The 19,923-nt window shown below is 71.2% G+C and carries 17 protein-coding genes; 7 read left to right on the forward strand and 10 right to left on the reverse strand.

What is annotated here, in order from left to right:
* The first annotated feature begins 65 nt into the window (after window positions 1–65).
* The gene (locus AB0H93_RS02870; protein ID WP_358566388.1) at window positions 66–209 is read left to right on the forward strand and encodes a helix-turn-helix domain-containing protein; all 144 of its coding nucleotides are present in this window, start codon (window positions 66–68) and stop codon (window positions 207–209) included.
* Entirely contained in the window at window positions 206–1,264 is a 1,059-nt protein-coding gene (locus tag AB0H93_RS02875) for an RNA-guided endonuclease TnpB family protein (protein WP_358566390.1), read from the forward strand. Before AB0H93_RS02870 ends, AB0H93_RS02875 begins: the two co-directional genes overlap by 4 nt.
* A gap of 11 nt (window positions 1,265–1,275) precedes the next feature.
* Here the strand turns inward: AB0H93_RS02875 and AB0H93_RS02880 are convergent, their stop codons facing one another.
* The 4 genes from AB0H93_RS02880 to AB0H93_RS02895 all read right to left on the reverse strand — a co-directional run bounded on the left by AB0H93_RS02880 (window position 1,276) and on the right by AB0H93_RS02895 (window position 5,719).
* Window positions 1,276–2,388 (reverse strand): AAA family ATPase, encoded by a 1,113-nt coding sequence (locus AB0H93_RS02880; RefSeq protein ID WP_132484082.1) that lies wholly within the window; start codon window positions 2,386–2,388, stop codon window positions 1,276–1,278.
* 99 nt (window positions 2,389–2,487) lie between these two features.
* The gene (locus AB0H93_RS02885; protein WP_358566393.1) at window positions 2,488–3,825 is read right to left on the reverse strand and encodes a VWA domain-containing protein; all 1,338 of its coding nucleotides are present in this window, start codon (window positions 3,823–3,825) and stop codon (window positions 2,488–2,490) included.
* A complete protein-coding gene (locus AB0H93_RS02890; protein WP_358566396.1) occupies window positions 3,822–5,240 on the reverse strand; it encodes a hypothetical protein in 1,419 nt (472 codons plus the stop codon). Before AB0H93_RS02890 ends, AB0H93_RS02885 begins: the two co-directional genes overlap by 4 nt.
* Window positions 5,210–5,719, reverse strand: coding sequence for a hypothetical protein (locus AB0H93_RS02895; RefSeq protein ID WP_207954297.1), 510 nt, complete (start codon window positions 5,717–5,719; stop codon window positions 5,210–5,212). Before AB0H93_RS02895 ends, AB0H93_RS02890 begins: the two co-directional genes overlap by 31 nt.
* Window positions 5,720–6,031: 312 nt before the next feature.
* Here AB0H93_RS02895 and AB0H93_RS02900 point away from each other — a divergent pair, with 312 nt between their 5' ends.
* From AB0H93_RS02900 to AB0H93_RS02910, 3 genes are all read left to right on the forward strand, one after another.
* On the forward strand, window positions 6,032–6,232 hold the full coding sequence (locus tag AB0H93_RS02900; RefSeq protein WP_358566403.1) for a hypothetical protein: 201 nt from the start codon (window positions 6,032–6,034) through the stop codon (window positions 6,230–6,232).
* Window positions 6,233–6,314: 82 nt separating this feature from the next.
* Window positions 6,315–7,295, forward strand: a complete 981-nt coding sequence (locus tag AB0H93_RS02905) for a nitronate monooxygenase (RefSeq protein ID WP_358566406.1) — start codon at window positions 6,315–6,317, stop codon at window positions 7,293–7,295.
* A gap of 32 nt (window positions 7,296–7,327) precedes the next feature.
* Window positions 7,328–8,869, forward strand: a complete 1,542-nt coding sequence (locus tag AB0H93_RS02910) for an AMP-binding protein (protein ID WP_358566409.1) — start codon at window positions 7,328–7,330, stop codon at window positions 8,867–8,869.
* 31 nt (window positions 8,870–8,900) lie between these two features.
* Here the strand turns inward: AB0H93_RS02910 and AB0H93_RS02915 are convergent, their stop codons facing one another.
* Complete coding sequence (locus tag AB0H93_RS02915; protein WP_358566412.1) at window positions 8,901–10,193, reverse strand: sigma-70 family RNA polymerase sigma factor; 1,293 nt, start codon at window positions 10,191–10,193, stop codon at window positions 8,901–8,903.
* A 222-nt stretch (window positions 10,194–10,415) separates the two neighbouring features.
* Between AB0H93_RS02915 and AB0H93_RS02920 the strand changes: the two genes are divergently transcribed.
* Entirely contained in the window at window positions 10,416–11,351 is a 936-nt protein-coding gene (locus tag AB0H93_RS02920) for an NAD-dependent epimerase/dehydratase family protein (protein ID WP_358566415.1), read from the forward strand.
* A gap of 348 nt (window positions 11,352–11,699) precedes the next feature.
* On the opposite strand, the gene AB0H93_RS02925 is transcribed toward AB0H93_RS02920, so the two are convergent.
* From AB0H93_RS02925 to AB0H93_RS02940, 4 genes are all read right to left on the reverse strand, one after another.
* Window positions 11,700–14,396, reverse strand: coding sequence for a BTAD domain-containing putative transcriptional regulator (locus AB0H93_RS02925; RefSeq protein ID WP_358566418.1), 2,697 nt, complete (start codon window positions 14,394–14,396; stop codon window positions 11,700–11,702).
* Between the two features lie 17 nt (window positions 14,397–14,413).
* Entirely contained in the window at window positions 14,414–16,318 is a 1,905-nt protein-coding gene (locus tag AB0H93_RS02930) for a tetratricopeptide repeat protein (protein WP_358566421.1), read from the reverse strand.
* Window positions 16,315–16,731 (reverse strand): DUF4913 domain-containing protein, encoded by a 417-nt coding sequence (locus AB0H93_RS02935; protein ID WP_358566423.1) that lies wholly within the window; start codon window positions 16,729–16,731, stop codon window positions 16,315–16,317. The genes AB0H93_RS02930 and AB0H93_RS02935 overlap by 4 nt, the downstream gene beginning before the upstream one ends.
* A gap of 163 nt (window positions 16,732–16,894) precedes the next feature.
* Complete coding sequence (locus AB0H93_RS02940) at window positions 16,895–17,806, reverse strand: aminoglycoside phosphotransferase family protein (RefSeq protein WP_358566425.1); 912 nt, start codon at window positions 17,804–17,806, stop codon at window positions 16,895–16,897.
* Between the two features lie 228 nt (window positions 17,807–18,034).
* Between AB0H93_RS02940 and AB0H93_RS02945 the strand changes: the two genes are divergently transcribed.
* Window positions 18,035–18,454 carry an MBL fold metallo-hydrolase gene (locus AB0H93_RS02945; protein WP_358566427.1) on the forward strand — a complete coding sequence of 140 codons (420 nt, stop codon included), beginning with the start codon at window positions 18,035–18,037 and terminating at the stop codon, window positions 18,452–18,454.
* 119 nt (window positions 18,455–18,573) lie between these two features.
* On the opposite strand, the gene AB0H93_RS02950 is transcribed toward AB0H93_RS02945, so the two are convergent.
* On the reverse strand, window positions 18,574–19,857 hold the full coding sequence (locus AB0H93_RS02950) for an MFS transporter (RefSeq protein WP_358566430.1): 1,284 nt from the start codon (window positions 19,855–19,857) through the stop codon (window positions 18,574–18,576).
* Window positions 19,858–19,923: the final 66 nt, after the last annotated feature.

Below are 19,923 nucleotides of genomic sequence, written 5' to 3' on the forward strand. Positions count from 1 at the left end.
AGCGTCCAGCCGAGATCGGTCCTTACGAATAAGAACGCTATGTTGTGAAGCATGGACGGACGCAGGTGAAGCGGACATACAAGTACCGCTTCTACCCCGCGGAGGAGCAGGCAGCGGAGTTGTCGCGGACCTTCGGTTGCGTCCGCAAGGTCTACAACCTCGCCCTGGATGCCGCACCCGCGCGTGGTTCACCGAGCAGCGACGGGTGAACTACATTGAGACCTCGGCTATGCTCACCGCCTGGAAGAAGACCGACGAGCTGGCGTTTCTGTCCGAGGTGTCGTCGGTGCCGTTGCAACAGTGCCTGCGGCACCTGCAAAGCGCGTTCACCGCGTTCTTCGAAAAACGAGCCCGCTACCCGAGGTTCAAGTCCCGCAAGAAGTCTCGGGCTTCGGCGGAATACACGAAGTCGGCGTTCACGTGGCGCGACGGCCAGTTGACGCTGGCGAAGATGCGCGAGCCGCTGAACATCGTGTGGTCCCGGCCCCTGCCAGAGGGCGCGGAGCCGTCCACGGTCACGGTGTCCCGCGACGCGGCTGCCCGGTGGTTTGTGTCGATCCTGGTCGAAACCAGCACCACCCACCACACCCCCAGCCGCAACGCGGTGGGCGTGGACGCCGGTACTACGTCGTTGGTGACGCTGTCGACCGGCGAGAAGGTCACCAATCCCCGCCACGAACGCCGTGACCGCGCCCGGCTCACGAAGGCTCAGCGAGAGCTCGCCCGCAAAGCCAAGGGCTCGAACAACCGCGCCAAGGCATGTCGCAAGGTCGCCCGTGTGCATGCGCGGATCACCGACCGTAGGCGGGATCATCTGCATAAGCTGACCACTCGACTCGTCCGCGAGAACCAAACGGTCGTGATCGAGGACCTGGCCGTTCGGAACGTGGTTAAGAACCACACTCTGGCCCGCGCCATCAGCGACGCGGGATGGCGCGAGTTCCGCGCGATGCTGGAGTACAAGGCCCGGTGGTACGGCCGCGAGGTGATCGTGGTGGACCGCTGGTTCCCCTCCTCCAAGCTGTGCTCGGCGTGCGGCACCCTCGTCGAGAAGATGCCGCTGCACGTCCGAACCTGGACGTGCGACTGCGGCACGACCCATGACCGGGACGTCAACGCCGCGAAAAACATTCTGGCCGCCGGACTGGCGGTTGCGGCCTGTGGAGCTGGTGTAAGACCTCAACGGGAGTCCTCCCGGACGGGGCGACCGGCTGTGAAGCAGGAACCTTCGGCCGCGAGGCCAAAGGGAATCCCCCGCCTTTAGGCGGGGAGCGGTCAAGACAGGGTGGCGATCGCGTCGCGGCCGCCCTCCAGGAACTCCGGCCACGATCCGCCCTCGTCCTTGCTGCGCGGCTCGACGACGCCGTGCAGGTACTTGTTGAGGATCGCCAGGTCCTCCGGCGCTCGCCTGGCCAGCGATCCGACGAGCGAGGAGGCGAGGGTGCGGGCGGTCAGCGCGTGCTCGCCGAAGAAGTTGCTGTGCAGGATCGCGTCTTCGAGCACGCCGATCTGCTCGGCGGTGGACAGCGCCGACTCCAGCTTCTCGTCGTCGCTGCCGGCCGCGGCCGCGGAGGCGCGCAGATCGGCGAAGCTGCGCAGCAGCACGTCCAGCAGCGTCGGCGGCACGTCGAGCTCGATCTGGTGGCGGCGCAACAGCTCCTCGGTGCGGAAGCGGACGATCTCCGCCTCACTCTTCTTGTTCGTCACCACCGGGATTCGCACGAAGTTGAAGCGGCGCTTGAGCGCCGAGGACAGGTCGTTGACGCCCCGGTCCCGGCTGTTGGCGGTGGCGATGATCGAGAAGCCCGGCTTGGCGAAGACGATGTTGTCGCCGTCGAGCTCGGGGACCGAGATGTACTTCTCCGACAGGATCGAGATCAGCGCGTCCTGCACGTCGCTGGTGGAGCGGGTGAGCTCCTCGAAGCGGCCGATCGCGCCGGTCTCCATGGCGGTCATGATCGGCGAGGGGATCATCGACTCCCGCGACTGCCCCTTGGCGATGACCATGGACACGTTCCACGAGTACTTGATCTGGTCCTCGGTGGTGCCCGCGGTGCCCTGCACGACGAGCGTGGAGTTCCGGCTGATCGCGGCGGCCAGCAGCTCGGCCAGCCAGCTCTTGCCGGTGCCGGGGTCGCCGATCAGCAGCAGGCCGCGGTCGGAGGCCAGCGTGACGATGGAGCGCTCGACGAAACTGCGGTCGCCGAACCACTTCGGCGCGATCTCCCGGTCGAGGCCGTCGGCGCGCTCGGAGCCGAGCACGAACAGGCGGACCATCTTCGGGGACAGCCGCCAGGCGAACGGCTTGGGGCCGTCGTCGATCGACTCCAGCCAGTCCAGCTCCTCGGCGTACTTGATCTCGGCCGGAGCGCGCAACAGGTCGGACATGTTGAGAGCCTTTCTCAGTGCTTGTCTTGGAGCTGGACTTTCGCGGTTCGATCCACCGGCCGCCCCGTACCTGCAGGAGCGAGGCCGGAAACCGGCCTCTTACCCGAGGAATGTCTTGAGCTCTTGGACGAGTTTGCGGATGTGGCCGGAGATCACCGGTGTACCGAGGGCCTTGAAGCGCTCGCGGAACCAGGGGTTGACCTCCTGGCGGCCGGAGCTGGTCACCGAGCCGACGGGGATGAACTTCACGCCCGACCGGTGGACCGCCTCGATGCCCTCGAACAGCGGCTGGGAGCGGTCGAACTCGTAGAAGTCGGAGATCCAGACCATGACGGTGTTCTGCGGCTCGGCGATCTTCGGCCGGGCCATGGCCATCGCGACCGGGCCGTCGTTCCCGCCGCCCAGGTTGGTGCGCAGCAGCACGTCGAACGGGTCGTGCACCCAGGGCGTGAGGTCGATCGCCTGCGTGTCGTAGGCGATCAGGTGCACGTCGACCTTCGGCAGCCCGGCGAAGATCGACGCCAGGATGGTGCAGTTCACCATCGAGTCGACCATCGAGCCCGACTGGTCGACGACCACGATCAGCCGCTGCGGCGTCGTCTTCCGGGCGGTGTGCCGGTAGAAGAGGCGATCGACGTACAGCCGCTCCTCCTCCGGGCTCCAGTTCGTGAGGTTCTTCCAGATCGTGCGGTCGAGGTCCAGGTTCCGGTACACCCGCTTCGGCGGAACCGAGCGGTCCACGGCGCCGACGGTGGCCTTCTCCACCTGGGTGCGCAGGACTTCGGCGACCTCGTCGACGAAGCGGCGGATCAGCGCCTTGGCGTTGGCCAGCGCCACGCCGGACAGGTTGCTCTTGTCCCGCAACAACTGCTCGATCAGCGACATGCTCGGGGTCAGCTGCGCGGCGAGCGCGGGATCGGCCAGCACCTCGCGGAGGTGCATCCGCTTGACCAGGTCGGCCTCGATGTCACCGAGCTCCTGGCCGAGGCCGCGCGCGGGACCGGAGCCACCGGATCGACCACCCCGCAGCTCCCCCGGCCGGCAGCCGAGCGCGCGTTCCAGCCAGCCCGCATCCGACTGCCAGCGCGACAGCTGCCCCGCGGTGACCGTGCCGCTGCCGGAGTTGAAGACGTTGAGCAGCACCTTCGACACCAGCGCCGCGCGCCGCACCTCGGCGGCCCGGTCGCGCTCGTCACCGTCCGATGTGGACTCCGGGGTCATCAGGCCGTCGAACTCGGCGGCCAGACCCGGATGGCGCTGGACGATCGAGTCGACGGAGACCTGCGGATCCAGCAACGCGGGCGGCAGGCCGATGTCCTCGACCACGGCGACGCTCGCGGATTCCAGCGTCGCCTGCTCCTCGTCGTCGAAGAGCCGGGCGAGCAGCCGCCAGTACAGGACCTGGCGGCGGTTGGCGTCGGGATCGTGTTCGGTCATTTCCGCAACAACCTCCCGGCACGCTCCCGAAGCACCGCCGCGGCGTCGGTGGCGGCCTTCTCCGCCTTGACACCGGCCTTGTCGGTGGTGCCACCGGCCCACGCCCCGGCGTGGACCGCGACGGCCTTCTTCCGCTTGGTAGTTTCGACGGCGAGCGGCTGGATGCCGAAAGCCCCGGAATCCCAGCGGAGCAGGCCGATGCACGCGCTCGACGCCGCGACGGCTTCAGGGGTGAGCGGCCCGGCGGCCGGAATGCGGTCGGCGTCGACGGCCAACCGGTGTCCGGCGATGGTGAAAGCCATTGCGTCGCCGTCCACTTCGGCTGCGTAGCCCTCCAGGAAGATGGGCACGGCGATGCGCGCCGGGTGCCGGTCCAGCGGTGCGGTCGCCGGAACGGTCGCGGCGGCCAGGGCGACGCGGGCGGTGGCGAAGGCGTCGGCGGGCTCGCCCGGGCGGGCGTGCTCGTCGCTCCAGATCAGGTCGCCTTCGGCGGTGATCGGCATGCCGTCGAGCTCCATCGAGCGGCACTCGCTGACGGCCGCCAGCAGCGACATGTGCGGGCGGAGCAGCTGCCAGAGGCCCGCTCCGACGATGGTGTCGGGCTTGGGCGCCGACACGCTGGCCCGCACCAGGCGGGGCGCGGCGCCGTCGGCGGGCTCGAACACCGCGTGGACCTGGGCCTGCACCGCGGTCGCGTGTTCGTGCACGTCCACGCCGAGAGGCAGGAGCCGGCCGGTGGCGGTGCCGGTCTCCGGCACGTCGGCCGCCCCGGGCAGCGTCAGCAGCATCGCGCGCGACCACAGGTCGGCCCAGCGGCGCGCCGGGATGCGCGCCAGCGCCGTGCCCGGGCAGGACGCCGCGAGTTCGGCGGCGAAGCCGTCGAGGAGCGACGCCAACCGGCGCAGGGCCGGGTCCGGCAGCATCGCGGAGACGACCTGCGCCGAGGCGGAGACCACGTCGTGGTCGATGCCCCGCCACCCGGATCGCGCCAGGTCGGACAGCCAGGACCGGGCGGCCGCGAGGAGGTTCGCCCCGTGCTGCCCGTCGGTCGCCGGGGCCGGATCGTCGCCGGCGGCCCGGCCGGTCGCTTCCGCCACCCGGGCCATCAGTGCATCGTGGACGGAGCCGAGCAGTGCGGTGCGGGCGGCGGCGAGGGCGACGAAGTGGTCTTCGCCGCCGGCTCCGGCTGCCGCCTTCTCGGCCGCCTCGGCGACCGTGGCGGCCAGCGGCGTCCCCGCGACGGCGTCGGCGAGTTCGGCCAGTTCGGCGGCCTGGGCCGGTTGCGGCCGGAGCAGGCCGCCGATGAGCGCGCGGTCGAAGGCGTCGACGGCCGTCAGGGCTTCGTCGAGCCCGGCGATGGTTTCGGCGAGCAGATCGGCGCGCATCACGCCACCGCCCTGGTCGGCGGGAACCACTGCATCTCCGGCAGCGGCGCGGTGGACGGGGCGAGCTCCAGGTAGGCGAGGTGGCGCAGGAACCGGCTGAAGACGGTCGCGGCGGCCTTGCTGTCGGCCTGCGGCGGATTCGCGCTGCTCATGCCGTCGGCGATGGCGGGAGCGCCCGCCTCCTCGTCCGCGATCTCGACCTTCAGGTAGCGCGCGACGCGCCCGGCGCCGTACTGCAGGACCGCCTCGTTGATCAGGGCCCGTATGTGGTTGCAGAACGAGCCGCGAGCACCGCCGCAGGGCCGGTTGTTGTTGGTGCTGCAGGCGAACGCGTGGTCACCGGCCGCGACCGACGAGACGTAGACCCGCTCGATGTCCGACCCGCTGGACACCACGCCCTGCAAGCGCCCATCCGCCAGCTCGACGAACGGGACCTTGGCGAGCTTGCGCGGCCGTGCGGGTGGCAGCACCCGCGCCGTGCTCGACGTCTCCCAAGCTTCCAACACCATCTCCAATGCACCAAGCGGATTCCACGCCGCAACGACGCGACGCCACGAACATACTTGCGACCCCCGACAATCCCGATCATGGCACTCGGGGCTCCGCGCGGAGCTCCCGCACCCGGCAACGACGTTCCGCCAGGACCAGACCGTGAGCGCGAAATCGCTCGCCCTGCAGCAGCTCCGGGTGGCCGGTGACGCCCGCTGGTCGTGAGCACTTCGGGCTGCTACAGCGATCCAAAGCACTCACGACCCGGCATCGGCCGTTCGGCCACATCACTGTCCGATGTGAACAATGCGGTTCCCGGCGGATGCGCACCGTTGGGGCGGGCACACGCCGACTCCTTCCTCGCCGCCGAGCGCCCCGACGCCGTGGTCGTGCGTGCGCCGGGCTTCAGCCCGTCACCGTTCGCACAGCGCGGCGTCGTCGGAGAACTCATCCCGACAGGGCGCCGCATCCGGCTGGTCCGGCACCGCAAGCGTCCGCGGTGGCCGGTTTCCGCCCGGTATTGGTACCGCTGATGGATCCGTTCGGCCGCCCGTCTTTGACCGCTGCGCCGGTTGTTCCGTTGACTCGAGCGACACCCGAGCTGCGGAGGTTGCGGTGAGTCCTGGACCCGTCGGCCCGAACCGGTTGCCCGACCACATCGCCGACCGGCTGCGGTTGCCGCTGATCAGTGCACCGATGCTGCGGGTGTCCGGCCCGGATCTCGTGGCGGCGGTGTGCGCCAGCGGGGTCGTCGGGGCGTTCCCCACCGCCAACGCGCGCAGCGTCGACGAGCTCGACGGCTGGCTGAAACTGCTGGCGCGCAGCGCCCAGGAGGCCGATTCGCCGGTCGCGCCGTGGTGCCCGAACCTGATCATCCGGCAGCCCCGGCTGGCCGACGACCTCGCGTGCCTGGTGCGGCACGAGGTCGAGATGGTGATCACCAGCGTCGGGTCGCCGAAACCCGTGCTCGGGCCGCTGCACGACGTCGGCTGCCTGGTGTTCGCCGACGTCGCGACGTTGGCGCACGCCGAGAAGGCCGCCGAGGCCGGGACGGACGGGCTCGTGCTGCTCACCGCGGGCGCGGGCGGGCAGACCGGCCGGATGAACTCGTTCGCGTTCGTCCGCGCGGTGCGGGAGTTCTTCGACGGCCCGATCGTGCTGGCCGGTGGCGTCACCGACGGGGCTTCGCTGCTCGCCGCGCAGGTGCTGGGCTGCGATCTCGCTTACATGGGCACGAAGTTCATCGCTGCCGACGAGTCCATGGCCGCAGATGCCTACAAGGACATGCTGGTCGCCAGCAGCCTCGACGACGTGCTGCTGACCAAGGCCTTCACCGGGCTGGAGACGAACATGCTCCGGCCGTCCATCGAGCGAGCCGGACTCGACCCGGACGATCTCGACGAAGCGGTCACCCGCAAGGACGCCCAGGAGATGTACGGCGGCGGTCGCGACGACGGCGCGCGGCCGAAGCGGTGGGTGGACATCTGGAGCGCCGGGCACTCGGTCAGCGGAGTCCGGGGACGCGGCTCCGCCGGCGAGATCGTCGAGCAGCTCCGGGCCGACTACCTGGCGGCGCGCGCGAACATCCCGGCCTGATCGAGTCCCGAACGAAACGATGGATGGTGCCGATGTCCGACCTGGTGCACAGCGAACCGACCGTGGGGTCGTTCATCTTCCGCAGTCTGCGCCGGTATCCCGACCGCACGGCGTTCTCCTGGAACGGCCGGACGATGTCCTACGCGGCCGCGCTGGAGCTGATCGGGCGGCTGCAAGCCGTGTTCTCCGCCCGGGGCTTGGGCCGGGGCAACACCATCGCGATGCTGGCCGGCAACCGCGCCGAGGCGTGGTGCGCCAAGGTCGCCGCACAGGCGAGCGGGATCGGCGTCACCGACCTGCACCCCTTCGGCGCGGCGCCTGATCAGGCCTACCAGGTGGCGGATTCCGCCGCCGACGCCCTGATCGTCGACTGCCCGCGGTTCGCGGAGCGCGCCGCGGAGCTGATCGGCCGGTTCGAGCGGGAGCGGCACGTCTTCAGCCTCGGCCCGTCGGATTTCGGCGTCGACCTGCTCGCCGCGGCGGAGTCGGCCGGCGCCGCCGGCCCGGTGGACGTCGCCTCGGGCGAGGACGTGTCCACGTTGAAGTACACCGGTGGCACGACCGGGCGGCCGAAAGGCGTGCTGCGGCGGCACGCCTCGGCGTTGCGGGCGTCGCTGGTGCTGCTCAGCGACTTCGAGTTCCCGAACGAGCCGCGATACCTGGCGACCGCGCCGATCAGCCACGTCACCGGCACCAACATCGAGCCGACGCTGGCGCTCGGCGGCACCGTGCACCTCCTCGACGGCTTCGACCCGGATGCGGTGCTGGCCACGATCGCCCGGGAACGCATCAACACCGCGCTGTTCGTGCCCACCATGATCTACGCGCTGCTCGACCACCCCGACCTGGACCGGACGGACCTGTCGTCGCTGGAGCTGCTGCTGTACGGGGCATCGTCGATGTCGCCGAGCCTGCTGAGCGAGGGGATCGAACGCCTCGGCCCGGTGTTCGCGCAGCTGTACGGGCAGACCGAGTGCTACCCGATCTCCTACCTCCGCAAGTCCGACCACGCCGACAGCTCGCTGATCGGCTCCTGCGGGATGCCGGTCGGCAACTGCGAGGTGACGGTGCGCGGCGACGACGGCAACGAGGTGCCGGCCGGCGAGCCCGGCGAGATCTGCGTCCGCGGCCCGGTGGTCATGGAGCGCTACGTCAACCAGCCCGATGTCACGGCCGAAGCGCTGCAGGGCGACTGGCTGCACACCGGCGACATCGCCTACCGGGACGACCGCGGCTACCTGCACATCGTCGACCGCAAGAAGGACATGATCGTCAGCGGTGGTTTCAACGTCTTCCCGCGCGAGGTCGAAGACGCGCTCACCGGGCACGACGCGGTCTCGGTCGCCGCGGTCTACGGCGTCGCGGACGACAAGTGGGGCGAGGCCGTCACCGCCACCGTCGTGCTGCGCCCCGGCCACGAAGTCACGCCCGACGAACTGATCCGGCACGTCAAGTCCGTCAAGGGATCCGTGCAGGCGCCCAAGCAGATCCGCGTCGTCGAGGAACTCCCGCGAACCCCGGTGGGCAAGATCGACAAGAAGGCGCTCCGCGCGCAGTGGGGCCCGCGGAGCTGATCGCCGAGCGAGGCCGCGCCGGATGGCGTCGCTAGCCGGGGCGGCCCGGGGTCACGCCGGCGTCCAGCTGGACCCGGTCCCGGTCGACGTCGAGATCCACCGCCACGCTCCGGTTCAGCAGCGGCAGCGGGAGGTTCGCTTCGACGTCGGCGATGTGCTGCTGACCCGGCGGCACCAGCGGCAACGGCGGGAGCAACGGCACGCCGTCTTCCATCGGAGTCCCGGGCACCGGTTGCTGCCCGGGAGCCGGCGGCGCGGGCGGGGCAGGCGGCGGAGCCGGGTTGGGCTGAGCCGCCGGCGGCGGGGTTGCGGCCTGGCCCTGCGACTGCTGGGTCGGCGATTCCGGGTCGACCGGTGCGGCGGCCAGCGGCGGCGGATCGGCCTGGTTCGCCGCCAGCGCGATGCCCAGCGCCGCCAGCGCGGCCAGCACCGCGCCACCCACCGCCATGCTCTTGCGCGGGTTCGACCGCACCACGCCGACCACCCCGGCGCCGACCAGGCTCCCGCTGCCCGAGACCGCGAGATATCCGGTGGCCGACGCGGTCCCGCCCAGCACCACGGGGGCGATGAACGCCTTGAGCACGCCGTTGATCTCCATCAGCTCGGCCGCCAGCGCCGCGCACCGGTCGCACTTGCCCAGGTGCTCGTTGACCTGCGTCGTCTCCCGCTTCGACAGGCCCTCGCGGGTCCACGACCCCAGCCGGTCGATCGCCGACCGGCACTCGACGGCCTCGGCGTCCATGCGCATCAGGTGCACCTGGAGGTACTGCTGCTTCAGGCCCTCGCGGGCCCGGTAGGCGAGCGCGGAAACGCCGTTGGCCGTCATGCCCAGCATCGGCGCGACCTTCGACGGCGATTCGCCCTCGATCTCCACGTGCCAGAGCACCATCTGCCAGCGCTCCGGCAACCGGTTGAACGCCTGCGAGATCAGCGAGCGCTCCTCGTTCTCCACGGCCGGGTCGCGGAACGGCTGGCTGATGTCGATGTTCGGCACCGTCTCGAAGTCGTCGACGGCCTGCGTGCGCTTCGCCTTGTTGGCCCGGTCGTAGGCGCCGTGCCGCACGGCGGTCAGCAGGTAGGCCCGGAAGGCGTCCGTCGGCCCGCGCCCGTCCCGCAGCAGCCCGAGCACCTTCGCGAACGCCTCGGACACCACGTCGTCTGCCTCGGCCTGCGACTTGGTGACCTGCCGCGCCATCGTGTAAGCCGCGCCGACGTGCCGCTCGTACAACGCCCCGAACGCATCGGTGTCCCCGCCGCGCACGGCGTCGATCAGGACGGCGTCACTGGGCTCCTGGACCAGATCTTCCCGCTGCACGGCCACCACACATCACTCCAACGCCCCGAACCACTCCCGCTGAGCCGAAAGCGTATCCCGGACGCCATCGGCCGAATAGGCGGACTCGATCACGAAAACGGATCAACGCGAAGACACCCGATGGCACCAGCGCGCCGAGGAGTTTTCCCCACCCACGGCGAAGCCCCCGATCCGCGCACACCGGGAGCCGCCGGGCGGTAGCGTCGTCGGCGTCGAAGGGGAGGTGACCGGATGTCCGTCCACGTCGTGGTCGGCAAGGGGCCGATCGGCGTCGCCACCGCGAATCTGCTCGCGCAGCAGGGCCATCGAGTTCGCCTGATCAGCCGGTCCGGCGGCCCAGCCGAAGGCTCGATCGAGCACGTCGCGCTGGACGCCGGCGATGCCGAGCGGCTCTCCGAGGCCAGCGCCGGCGCGGCGGCCATCTACAACTGCGCCGCCCCGCCCTACCACCGCTGGGTCCAGGACTGGCCGCGGTTGTCGGCCGGCTTGCTCGATGCCGCCGAACGCACCGGCGCGGTTCTGGTCCTCACCGGCAACCTCTACGCGTACGGCCCGACGAACGCTCCCATGACCGAAGATCTCCCGCTGAACGCCCGATTCCGCAAGGGCGAGGCACGGGCCCGCGTCTGGCGGGACGCCCTGGCCCGTCACCAGGAGGGGCGCGTCCGCGTGGCGGAAGCACGCGCGTCCGACTTCATCGGCCCGGGCGTGACGGCGGGCGGTCACCTGGCCGAGCGCGTCGTGCCCAAGCTGCTGCGGGGACGTCCCGTCCAGGTCCTCGGCGACCCGGACGCGGCGCACAGCTGGACCTACGCGCCCGACGTCGCGCGCACCCTGGTGCGGCTGGCCGCGGAAGAGCGGGCATGGGGCCGCGCGTGGCACGTGCCCACCGCGCCGCCCATGTCGGCGCGTCAGGCCGTCGAGGAGATGTGCCGGATCGCCGGCCTCGCGACGCCCCGCGTGTCCGCCCTGCCGTGGTGGGCGCTGCGAGCGGTCGGCCTGGTTTCCCCGCTGGTTCGCGAACTGCACGAGATCCGCTACCAGTTCGACTCGCCGTTCGTGATCGACTCCAGCGCCTACTCGGAAGCGTTCGAGGAGGAGCCCACCCCGGCCGGGGAAGCGCTCGCGAAGACCGTCGAGTGGTGGCAAGCGAGGCTCGCCACCTGAACCCGGGACCGCGCGAGCCGTTGCGGCGGCTTGGCGGAACACGCGCGGCGGCGAAGGGCCCGCCGATCGGCACTCCCATGCTGATCGGCGGGCCTCCAATTGCGTCGGCACGGCCGGATTCGAACCTGAACCCCCCTTGTCCCCCCAGTGTTCTCCGAACAGGTGCGCCTCCGGCGAAACCGACGTGGCCGAAATGCCGATCACGTCCCGGCGACGGCATTGCCCGCCCCCTGCCTCCGATCGGCCGCCCGCATCCGAAGATCGTCGCAAGCCGCGCTTTCCTCGCGCTTTCGCGGCGACAGCAGCGAGTTGGAACGAATCCCGAGACCGCGGTCGGCCCGGCCTTGATCAGGTCGACCGCTGTTCCAGGGCGAGCGCGCGAGCTCGTTCCGCCTGCGCCTCGCGGATGCGTCCCAATTCCTCGTAGAGGACGCCGAGGATGCGCCTGGCGTGGGCTTCGAGGGCCGCCGATCCGCATTCCCCGGCGATCGCCACGGCTCGCTCGCCCCAGTCCAGCGCGTCGGTGAGCATGTTGAGCTGTCGGCAGGCGTTGCACAGATCGGCCAGGAAGCGGCCCTCCTCCGCGAGGTCGCCGGTCTGCCTGGCCTGCGTGTAACCGGCCACCGCCCGTTCGAAGTCGCGGTTCGCGTCGATCACGTACTGGGCGCTGAGGTCGGCCCGCACCTCGCGGTGCGGGAACAAGGCGTCGGCGATTCGCATCGATCGCTGCGTGTGGTGCACGGCTTCGGGATACCGGCCGACGCGGTGGTGGAGCAGACCGAGCCAGAAGTGGGCGATGATGTGCAGATCGTCGTCGTGGCCCTCCTGCAGGGCCAGCGACTTCTCCAGCAGGTCGCGAGCGTCGTCGTAGTCGCCCTGAAGCGTGTACGCGCCGCCTAGCCAGGTGAGCATCACCGCCTGGCCTTCGTGATCGCCGGCGGCGGTGGCGGCGGCGAGGCCGATGCGATGGGTCTCCGCCCAGTCCTCGTAGTAGGTGTCGAGCAGGAAGAAGCTCCACATCGCATTGGCGAGCTGCCAGGCATGCGTTGACCGGCCCCCGTCCGCGGCGCAGGCGACCGCGGCGATGAGGCAGGCGCGTTCGGCTCGCAGCCACGTCTCGGCCTGTTCGCGCGTTTCCAGGAGGGGGCTGTGCACAGGTTCGCTGCCGGTGAGGCTGAATCGCACCTTTCGCGGCTGGATGGTCTGGATCGCCGCGACCGCGGTGTGGAGGTAGTAGTCGAGGAGGCGCCCGGTCGCCTCGCGCCGCTGGTGGGCGGAGTCCTCCTGCTCGACGACCGAGCGGGCGTAGTCGGCGATCAGGTCGTGCAGGCGGTAGCGGTCGCCGCCGGTGGCGATCACCAGGTGCTCGTCCGCCAGGCCATCGAGCATCCGGCGGGCGGCGGTGGGCGTCACATCCGCCAGCGCCGCGACGGAGTGGGCGGTGAAGTCCTCGCCCGGATGCAGCCCCAGCAACCGGAAAACCCGCTGCTCGTCGGCCGCGAGGGCGCGGTAGGACAGCTCGAACACCGGCCGGAGCCTTCGGGTTCCGGCCGCGATCTCCGCCAGCCGGTTGCCGGGCTCGGCCAGCCGGCCGGCCAGCTCCGCGAACGACCACCGCGGCCGGGACTGCATGCGGCGGGCGACCAGCGCGATCGCCAGCGGCAGCCGTCCGCACAGCTCGACGACCCGCTCGACCGCCACCGGCTCGGCGAGCACCCGGTCTTCGCCGACCATCCGCACGAGCAGCTCTTCCGCTTCGCCGCGGGTGAACGCATCGAGCACCAGCGCGCGGGATCCATCCACCGCCAACGCTCGTCGGCTCGTGATCAGCACCAGGCTTTCCGGGCTCGCGGGCAGCAGCGGGAGCACCTGGTCCTCGCTCGCCGCGTTGTCCAGCAACACCAGCGCTTTCCTGCCGAAAAGCCGGTCGCGGTACAGCGCCGCCCGCTCGTCCAGCCCGTCCGGGATCTGGTCCCCCGGCACGCCCAGCAGCCGCAGGAACGACGCCAGCACCGCGGCCGGGTACGCGGGCAGTCGGTCGGCATGCCCGTGCAGGTCGACGTACAGCTGGACGTCCGCGTACCGGCCGGTGGCCACCAACCGGTGCGCCGCGTGCAGCGCCAGCCGCGTCTTCCCCACCCCGCCCATGCCCTCGATCGACCGGATCACCACGGCCGTCGGGCTTCCGGGCGGCGACAACTCCTCGCGCAGAATCCGCAGCTGTTCCCGGCGACCGCAGAAGTCCCTGATATCAGCGGGAAGTTGCCGGTGCGCGCTCACCGGCGCCGGGTCGGCGCGGGCGGGCCCGGGGTCCGGCTCCAGCGGCCGTCCGGCCAGGATCGTCGCTTCCAACGATCGCAGCTGCGGCCCCGGCTCTATCCCGAGCTCCGACACCAAGAGCTTTCGCGCGTCCCGGTAGACCGCCAAGGCGTCGGCCTGCCGCCCTCCCCGGTACAGGGCCGTCATCAGCAGCGCGTGCAGCCGTTCCCGCAGCGGATGCCGTCCGGCGAGGTCGGCGAGCTCACCGACGATCGCGGCATGCCGGTCGCAACGGATCTCGGCGGCGTACAGCTCCTCGAACGCCGCCAGCCTGCGCTCGACGAGCCGCTGCACCTCGCCGTGCAGATCCGCGACGTCCACGCCCTGGTACGGCTCGCCTCGCCACAGCGCCAACGATTCGCGGATCAGCGCCGCGCCGCGCCGCGGATCGTCGGAGCGCTCCGCTTCGTCCAGCAGCGCGCCGAACCGGTCGGCGTCCAGCTCACCGGGAAGCACCCGCAGCCAGTAGCCGTCCGGGCCGAACTCCAACCGCCCCGGATCGTCCAGCAGGCCCCGCAGCCGGTGGACCTGGAGCTGGAGCCGGGCGCGCCGGTCGGCGGCGGCCCCGTCGGGCCACAACGCCCGGACCAGCGCGTCCGCAGAGACCGGCTCGTTGGCTCGCGCCAACAGCATCGCCAGCAGCCGACGGCGCAACTCGCCGGGCACCGCGACCGCCGCACCGCCGCCACGCGCCAGGCGCACCGGTCCCAAAACTTCGAACAACACCAGCACCACTCCCGGGTTCAGCGGTTTCGGATGTGCGCGGAGATCGAGTCGCTCACCGCGCGGGTTTCGTGGCGGATCGCCCGGGTGGTCAGGCGGTCCGCTTCGCCGAACTCGCCGCGTCGCCTGAGCAGCCCGGCGAGCTCGTAACCGGCCCGCGCGTGTCCCGCGCCGGCGGCATCTCGCAGCGCCGATTCCACCGCGGGCGAATCGCCGCGGCGCATGGCCACGACCGCGAGCCGGTACAAGCCGTCCGGGTTTCCCGCGCCCGCGAACCGCTGGAACCACGTCTCGGCCTCGTCCAGCCGACCCGCGTCGAGCAGCAGTTCCGCCAGGCCCGCGACGGCCCGGGCGTCGCCCGCCTCGGCCGCCCGCCGGAACCACATCTCGGCCTCGTCCAGCCGCTCCTCCGCCCGTCCCGGCGAGAGCATGGAGAAGGCTTTCCACGTGGAGGCGCCGGAATCGAGGACGCGCGCCAGCTCGTACATGGCGGGCACGTGCCCGGCCTCGGCCGCCCGGCGCAGCCAGTACTCGGCGCTGACGAGGCTGAACCGCCCCGGGCTCTCCCGCCGCAGCCGCATCGCCACCTTGAACATCGCCACGTCGCTCTCGGCGTCGGCCGCCCGGTCGATCCACTTCGCCGCGGCCTCGTGGTCGCCGCGGTTCTCGAGCAGGATGCCGAGGTTGTTCATCGCGCGGCTCTCGCCCCGCTCCGCCAGCGGCCACCACGCGAATTCGGCCACGTCCCAACGATTCGCGCCGTAGGCCGCGCGCCCGATCATCCACCGCTCGTCGTCGGAAGCGTGGTCGAGGGCACCGCGCCACACGGCGTCGGGCACGTCCACGACGTTCGCGTCCGCGGCATCGGCGAGGTAGTCGAAGGCCCGCCACGTCGTCTGCTCGACGTCGCCCGGGACGAGCAGGCTGGCGACCCCGAGCCGCTGCTCGATCGCCCATTCCCACGCCTCGGCCAGGCTTTCCGGGCGCAGCAGGGCGGCGTCCAGCAGGTAGCCGGTGTGCAGCTCGTCCAGCAGCTGTCGCGGAACCGGCGAGGTCAGCCCGGTGCGGGCCAGGTCGACCGCCGCGGCGACCAGGGCGTGGCCGCGGGGATGTCCCGCATCGGCGGTGGGAATCCGCGCCTCGCGCCACGCCGTCAGCAGTTCCGGGCCGGCCGCGAGGTACTCGGTGACGCCGAAGACGCGGAACCGGGCGCGAGCTTCCCGCAGGCGGTCATCGCCGGTGGCGGTCGCGCGGGCCAGCTCGCCGTCGGACCAGGCGCGCTCCAACAGGACGGGCTGCGCCGAGTTCAGCACCCGCATGCCCAGCAGGTGCTCGCCGCGCCGCAGATCTCCCCGCCGCGGCCCGGGCCGGAGCTCGCGGTAGAAGCGCGACCGCATGGTGGCGACCACGGGTATCCGGGAACGGGTGAGCCAGTCGAGCAGCTCCGGGCTCAACCCCGCGCCTCCCAGGTGTCCTTCCAGGTCGTCGAGCCACAGCACCCACCGCGGCGTTTTCCGGTCCACCAGCTCGGGAAGTCGTCGCAGGTCGGATCCCGGATCCGGCGCGAGGATCCGGTGCCGGGGCAACACCCGCTGGACCGCCTCCAACGCCGCGCGCGTCTTCCCCACCGTGGACGGGCCCACGACCAGCACCAGCCCGCCGTTCTCGTCGGCCTCGCCGACCCGCGTCCGCAACTCCTCGTCGGCGTCCCGGGCGACGTAGGGCGGCAGGACGCCGCCGTCCCGGTCCGGGCGAGCGCGGTGCACCCCGGCGAGGAACGGATCGCATTCCCCGGTCAGCGGCAGCTCGGCGGGCGAGGACACCGGCCGGCTGCCACCGTTGATCACGATGTCGCCGTAGTGCACGCCGACCTGCACGACGTTGCCGTGCACGTCGCGCGCTTGGTTGCGGTACTCGTTCTTCACCACTCGTCCTCGAACCAGCCCTCGGGAGCCGGAACGGAAGGCAGCGGCACGGGATCCTGGTGGTGCTCCGGGCTGCACGCGCTGAACGGGCCCTTGCTGGAGAGCAGGACCTCCAGGTGCGGATCGAGATGATCGCGGTACCACACGGCCATGCCCGTCCCCGGTTCGTACCGCAGCACCTCCCAGGCGTGCCACAGCGCGTGGAACCGCGAGACGGCTTCGGAGTGCTTCCACCACTGCGCGCACCACCGGTAGTCGCCCAGCGGTCGGCAGTACATCGGCAGCAACCGGTGGACGACGAACTCCTCGAGTTTACGGAAGACCGGCTGCGGCTTCTCGTCGTGCTCGGCCGCGACGTCCTGTTCCTCTTCCGCGAGAACGGCATCGTCGGCCGGGCGCATGTCTTCGGCCACCTTTCCCTCCGCGGCTCGGCGAACACCGGGTGCAGCGGCGGGCGAATCCCCTGGATCGCACCCACCGCACGCCGCAACCTACCCGCTAGGACGGCACGGTGGTGTTGATCGGCAGATCATGCCCGCTGTTCGTGCACTCCCCATCGCAGTCCACAAGAGACGGTCAGCCGTGGAAGAGGTCGTGGTCGGCGAGGACTTCGTCGATCACGAGCCGTTGGACGGCGGCTCCTTCCGGGTCCTCGTCGATGCACCCCGTGAGCGTCAGCAGGGCCTTCCACAGGGCCCAGCCCCTGGCCCGCGCCCAGGTCGCCTCGTCGTGGCCGACCTCGTCGCGGAACGTCCGGCGGCTCTCGCCGGAGAAGAACGTCCACGCGATCACCAGGTCGCAGGCCGGGTCGCCGACGCCCGAGGTCCCGAAGTCGATCATGGCCGCGAGATTCCCGTTGTCCACCAGCAGGTTCCCGTAGGCGATGTCGCCGTGGAACCAGACGGGCTCGTCGCGCCATTCTGTCGCCAGGGCGGCGTCCCAGACGGCGGCGGCCCGGGCCGAGTCGACGCGCCCGCCGAGGATCCCCAGGCAGCGGCGGGTTTCCTCGTCGTAGTGGCGCACCGGAGCGCCCCGGTAGAAGCTGTGGGCCCCGGCGAGCGGGCCTCCGGTGGCGTCGCAGCGCTGGAGGGCCTTGATGAACTCCGCCAGCGAAGCGGCGAACCGCGACATGTCGTCGATGCGGCCCCGATCGGCTGTTTCACCGGGCAACCACCCGCGCACCGACCACGGGAACGGGTAGCCCTCGCCAGGGGCTCCCTCCGCCAGGATCGGCGGCACGGCGACCGGCAGCGACGGCGCCAGCCGCGGCAGCCAGCGGGTTTCCTTGGCGATCGCGGGAACGTAGCCGGCGGCGGTGGGCAGCCGCACCGTCATGTCCGCGCCGAGCCGGTAGGTCCGGTTGTCCCAGCCGTCGACCTCCACCGGCGTCACGGGCAGGCCGCTCCACTGCGGGAACTGCGCATCGATGAGGCGTGCCACGAGGGCGGCGTCGATACCGGCACGGCCGTCCGGGGCGTTGGCATCCACCTCCCGATCATCGCGCAGGCGGCCACCGCACCCGAACGGGGGCCGTGGTCGCCACGACCGGGGTGCGCGCGAGCGTCGACCGTTCCGGTTCTCGGCGGGCGGCGGCCCGCGCCGAATCCGATGCTCGGCGCCGTGAATTCCTGGCCGCACCGGCCACTTCGCCCGGGTACCGCGGCCAGTCGACCGATGCGCCGGTCATCGGCGCGGAACCGCTCGTGAGGTGATCCCGTGGAGTTGACCGTCGTCGGCTGTTCCGGCAGCGCACCGTCGCCGGAATCGCAGTCGCCCGGATACCTGCTGAGTTCCGGCGACAGCCGGATCGTGATCGAGCTGGGGAACGGAACGCTGGGGCCGCTGCAGGAGTGGATCGACCCGTTCGACATCAACGCCCTGTTCCCGACGCACCTGCATCCCGACCACTGCGCGGACTTCGCCCCGCTGGTGGTGCACCTGCGGTACCGGCCGAACCAGCCCTACGACCCGAAGCAGCACCGTCTACCCGTTTACGCGCCGCCGGAAGCACCGAGCAGGCTGGCCGCCCAGTACGCGCCGAACGCGGGGCAAGTCGCCGGGACCGACCTGTCGGACGTCTTCGCGCGGCACAGAGCGGTCCGCAATTTCCGTCGTGAGTGCCTGTGGTCGCCATAGCAGCCACAGACACTCACGACCCAGAGACACAGGAATTCCGCACAGAGGATGGAAAACGCTCGTTGAGACCGAAGGTTCGATTCCAACGGGAATTGCGGCGGGAAGCCTCGTTCCGCGCGTCAGGAAACGACTTCCGCGAGCTGGCGCCGCTTGGCCTCCTCGACGCCGGCCAGGACCTGCGGGGTCACCGAGCGCAGGAACACCGGCATGGTGATCAGGACCGCCAGGGCGAACACGGCGAAGGCCGCGCGCATGCCGGCGAACTCCGCGAGCAGCCCGCCCACTCCGGCGCCGACCGGCATCGCGCCCCAGCTGAACAGCCGCGCCGCCGCGCTGTAGCGGCCCATCATCTCCGGGGCCACCAGGTATTGCGCGATGGTGCGCGCGTTGACCGCCCACAACGTGCCGCCCATGCCTCCCAGGAACGCGCCCGCGGCCAAGATCCACAGGTTCGTGGTCAGCACCGGCGCCGCCACCATCGCGAGGGTGCCGACGAGGTCGGCGAACAGGGCCCACCGGCGGCCGATGAGCCGGTTCACCGCGGTGACCGTCAGCGCGCCGACCAGGCCGCCGATGCCGAGCGCGCTCAGCAGCACCCCGTACTCGCGGGCGTCCAGGCGCAGCACCGTGGTCGCCATCAGCGGCATCAGCGCCAGCCACGCTCCCCAGCAGGAGCACAGCACGGTCAGGACCAGGGCCATCAGCCGCAGCAGGCGCTGCCGCCACAGGTACCGCAGGCCGCTGCCGATCTGGCGGCTCACGCTCGCCGGTTCCCGCCCGGCCGTCCGCGGCACGCGGAACCGGCCGACGAGGAACACCAGCAAGACCGTGCTCAGCACGTACCCGGCGGCGGTGGCGCCGAGCGCGAAGGCGCTTCCGGCGGCGAGCAGCAGGCCGCCGACGAACGGGCCGCAGAACTCGTTGCAGACCGTTTCCGCGCCGGTGATCCAGGCGTTGGCCCGTTCCCGCCAGCGCGGGCCGACCGCCGTCGGCGTCAATGCCATCGCCGAGGTCAGCGCGACCACTTCCGCGATGCCCAGCACCGCCCCGCCGACCAGCAGCAGCGGCAGGCTGATCGCGCCGGAGAACTGGCCGAACAGCAGCGCGGCGAGCGCCAGCAGGCGCAGCGAGTTGGCCAGCCACAACAGTTTCCGTCGGTCGAACCGGTCGACCAGCACGCCCACGTGCAGCGCCGTCAGCAGCCACGGGAGCGTCAGCGTCATCGACACCGCCGCCACCGCGGCGGGCGAGTCCGTCAGCGTCGTCGCGATCAGCGGCAACGCCATCTTGATCACGCCGTCGGCCAGGTTGGTGATCGCGGTGAACACCACCAGGACCAGCGTGTTGTGCGCACTGCGATCGCGGGGCTCCGGGGGCGCGTGCTCGGCGAGTCGGTCGGTCATCTCAAACGCACCTCGACGTAACCATCAAAACCGTTTTGGTGGATAGTAGCGACGTGGATCATCGCA

This window comes from Saccharopolyspora sp. NPDC050642 (genome assembly GCF_040654735.1).
In the GTDB taxonomy this organism is placed as follows: Bacteria; Actinomycetota; Actinomycetes; order Mycobacteriales; family Pseudonocardiaceae; genus Saccharopolyspora; species Saccharopolyspora elongata.

Excerpts from the sequence above, each read along its gene's own strand:
- AB0H93_RS02885 (WP_358566393.1), bottom strand. The coding sequence starts at position 3,825 with ATGACCGAACACGATCCCGACGCCAACCGCCGCCAGGTCCTGTACTGG.
- AB0H93_RS02880 (WP_132484082.1), bottom strand. The coding sequence starts at position 2,388 with ATGTCCGACCTGTTGCGCGCTCCGGCCGAGATCAAGTACGCCGAGGAG.
- AB0H93_RS02950 (WP_358566430.1), bottom strand. The coding sequence starts at position 19,857 with ATGACCGACCGACTCGCCGAGCACGCGCCCCCGGAGCCCCGCGATCGC.
- AB0H93_RS02895 (WP_207954297.1), bottom strand. The coding sequence starts at position 5,719 with ATGGTGTTGGAAGCTTGGGAGACGTCGAGCACGGCGCGGGTGCTGCCA.
- AB0H93_RS02920 (WP_358566415.1), top strand. The coding sequence starts at position 10,416 with ATGTCCGTCCACGTCGTGGTCGGCAAGGGGCCGATCGGCGTCGCCACC.
- AB0H93_RS02910 (WP_358566409.1), top strand. The coding sequence starts at position 7,328 with ATGTCCGACCTGGTGCACAGCGAACCGACCGTGGGGTCGTTCATCTTC.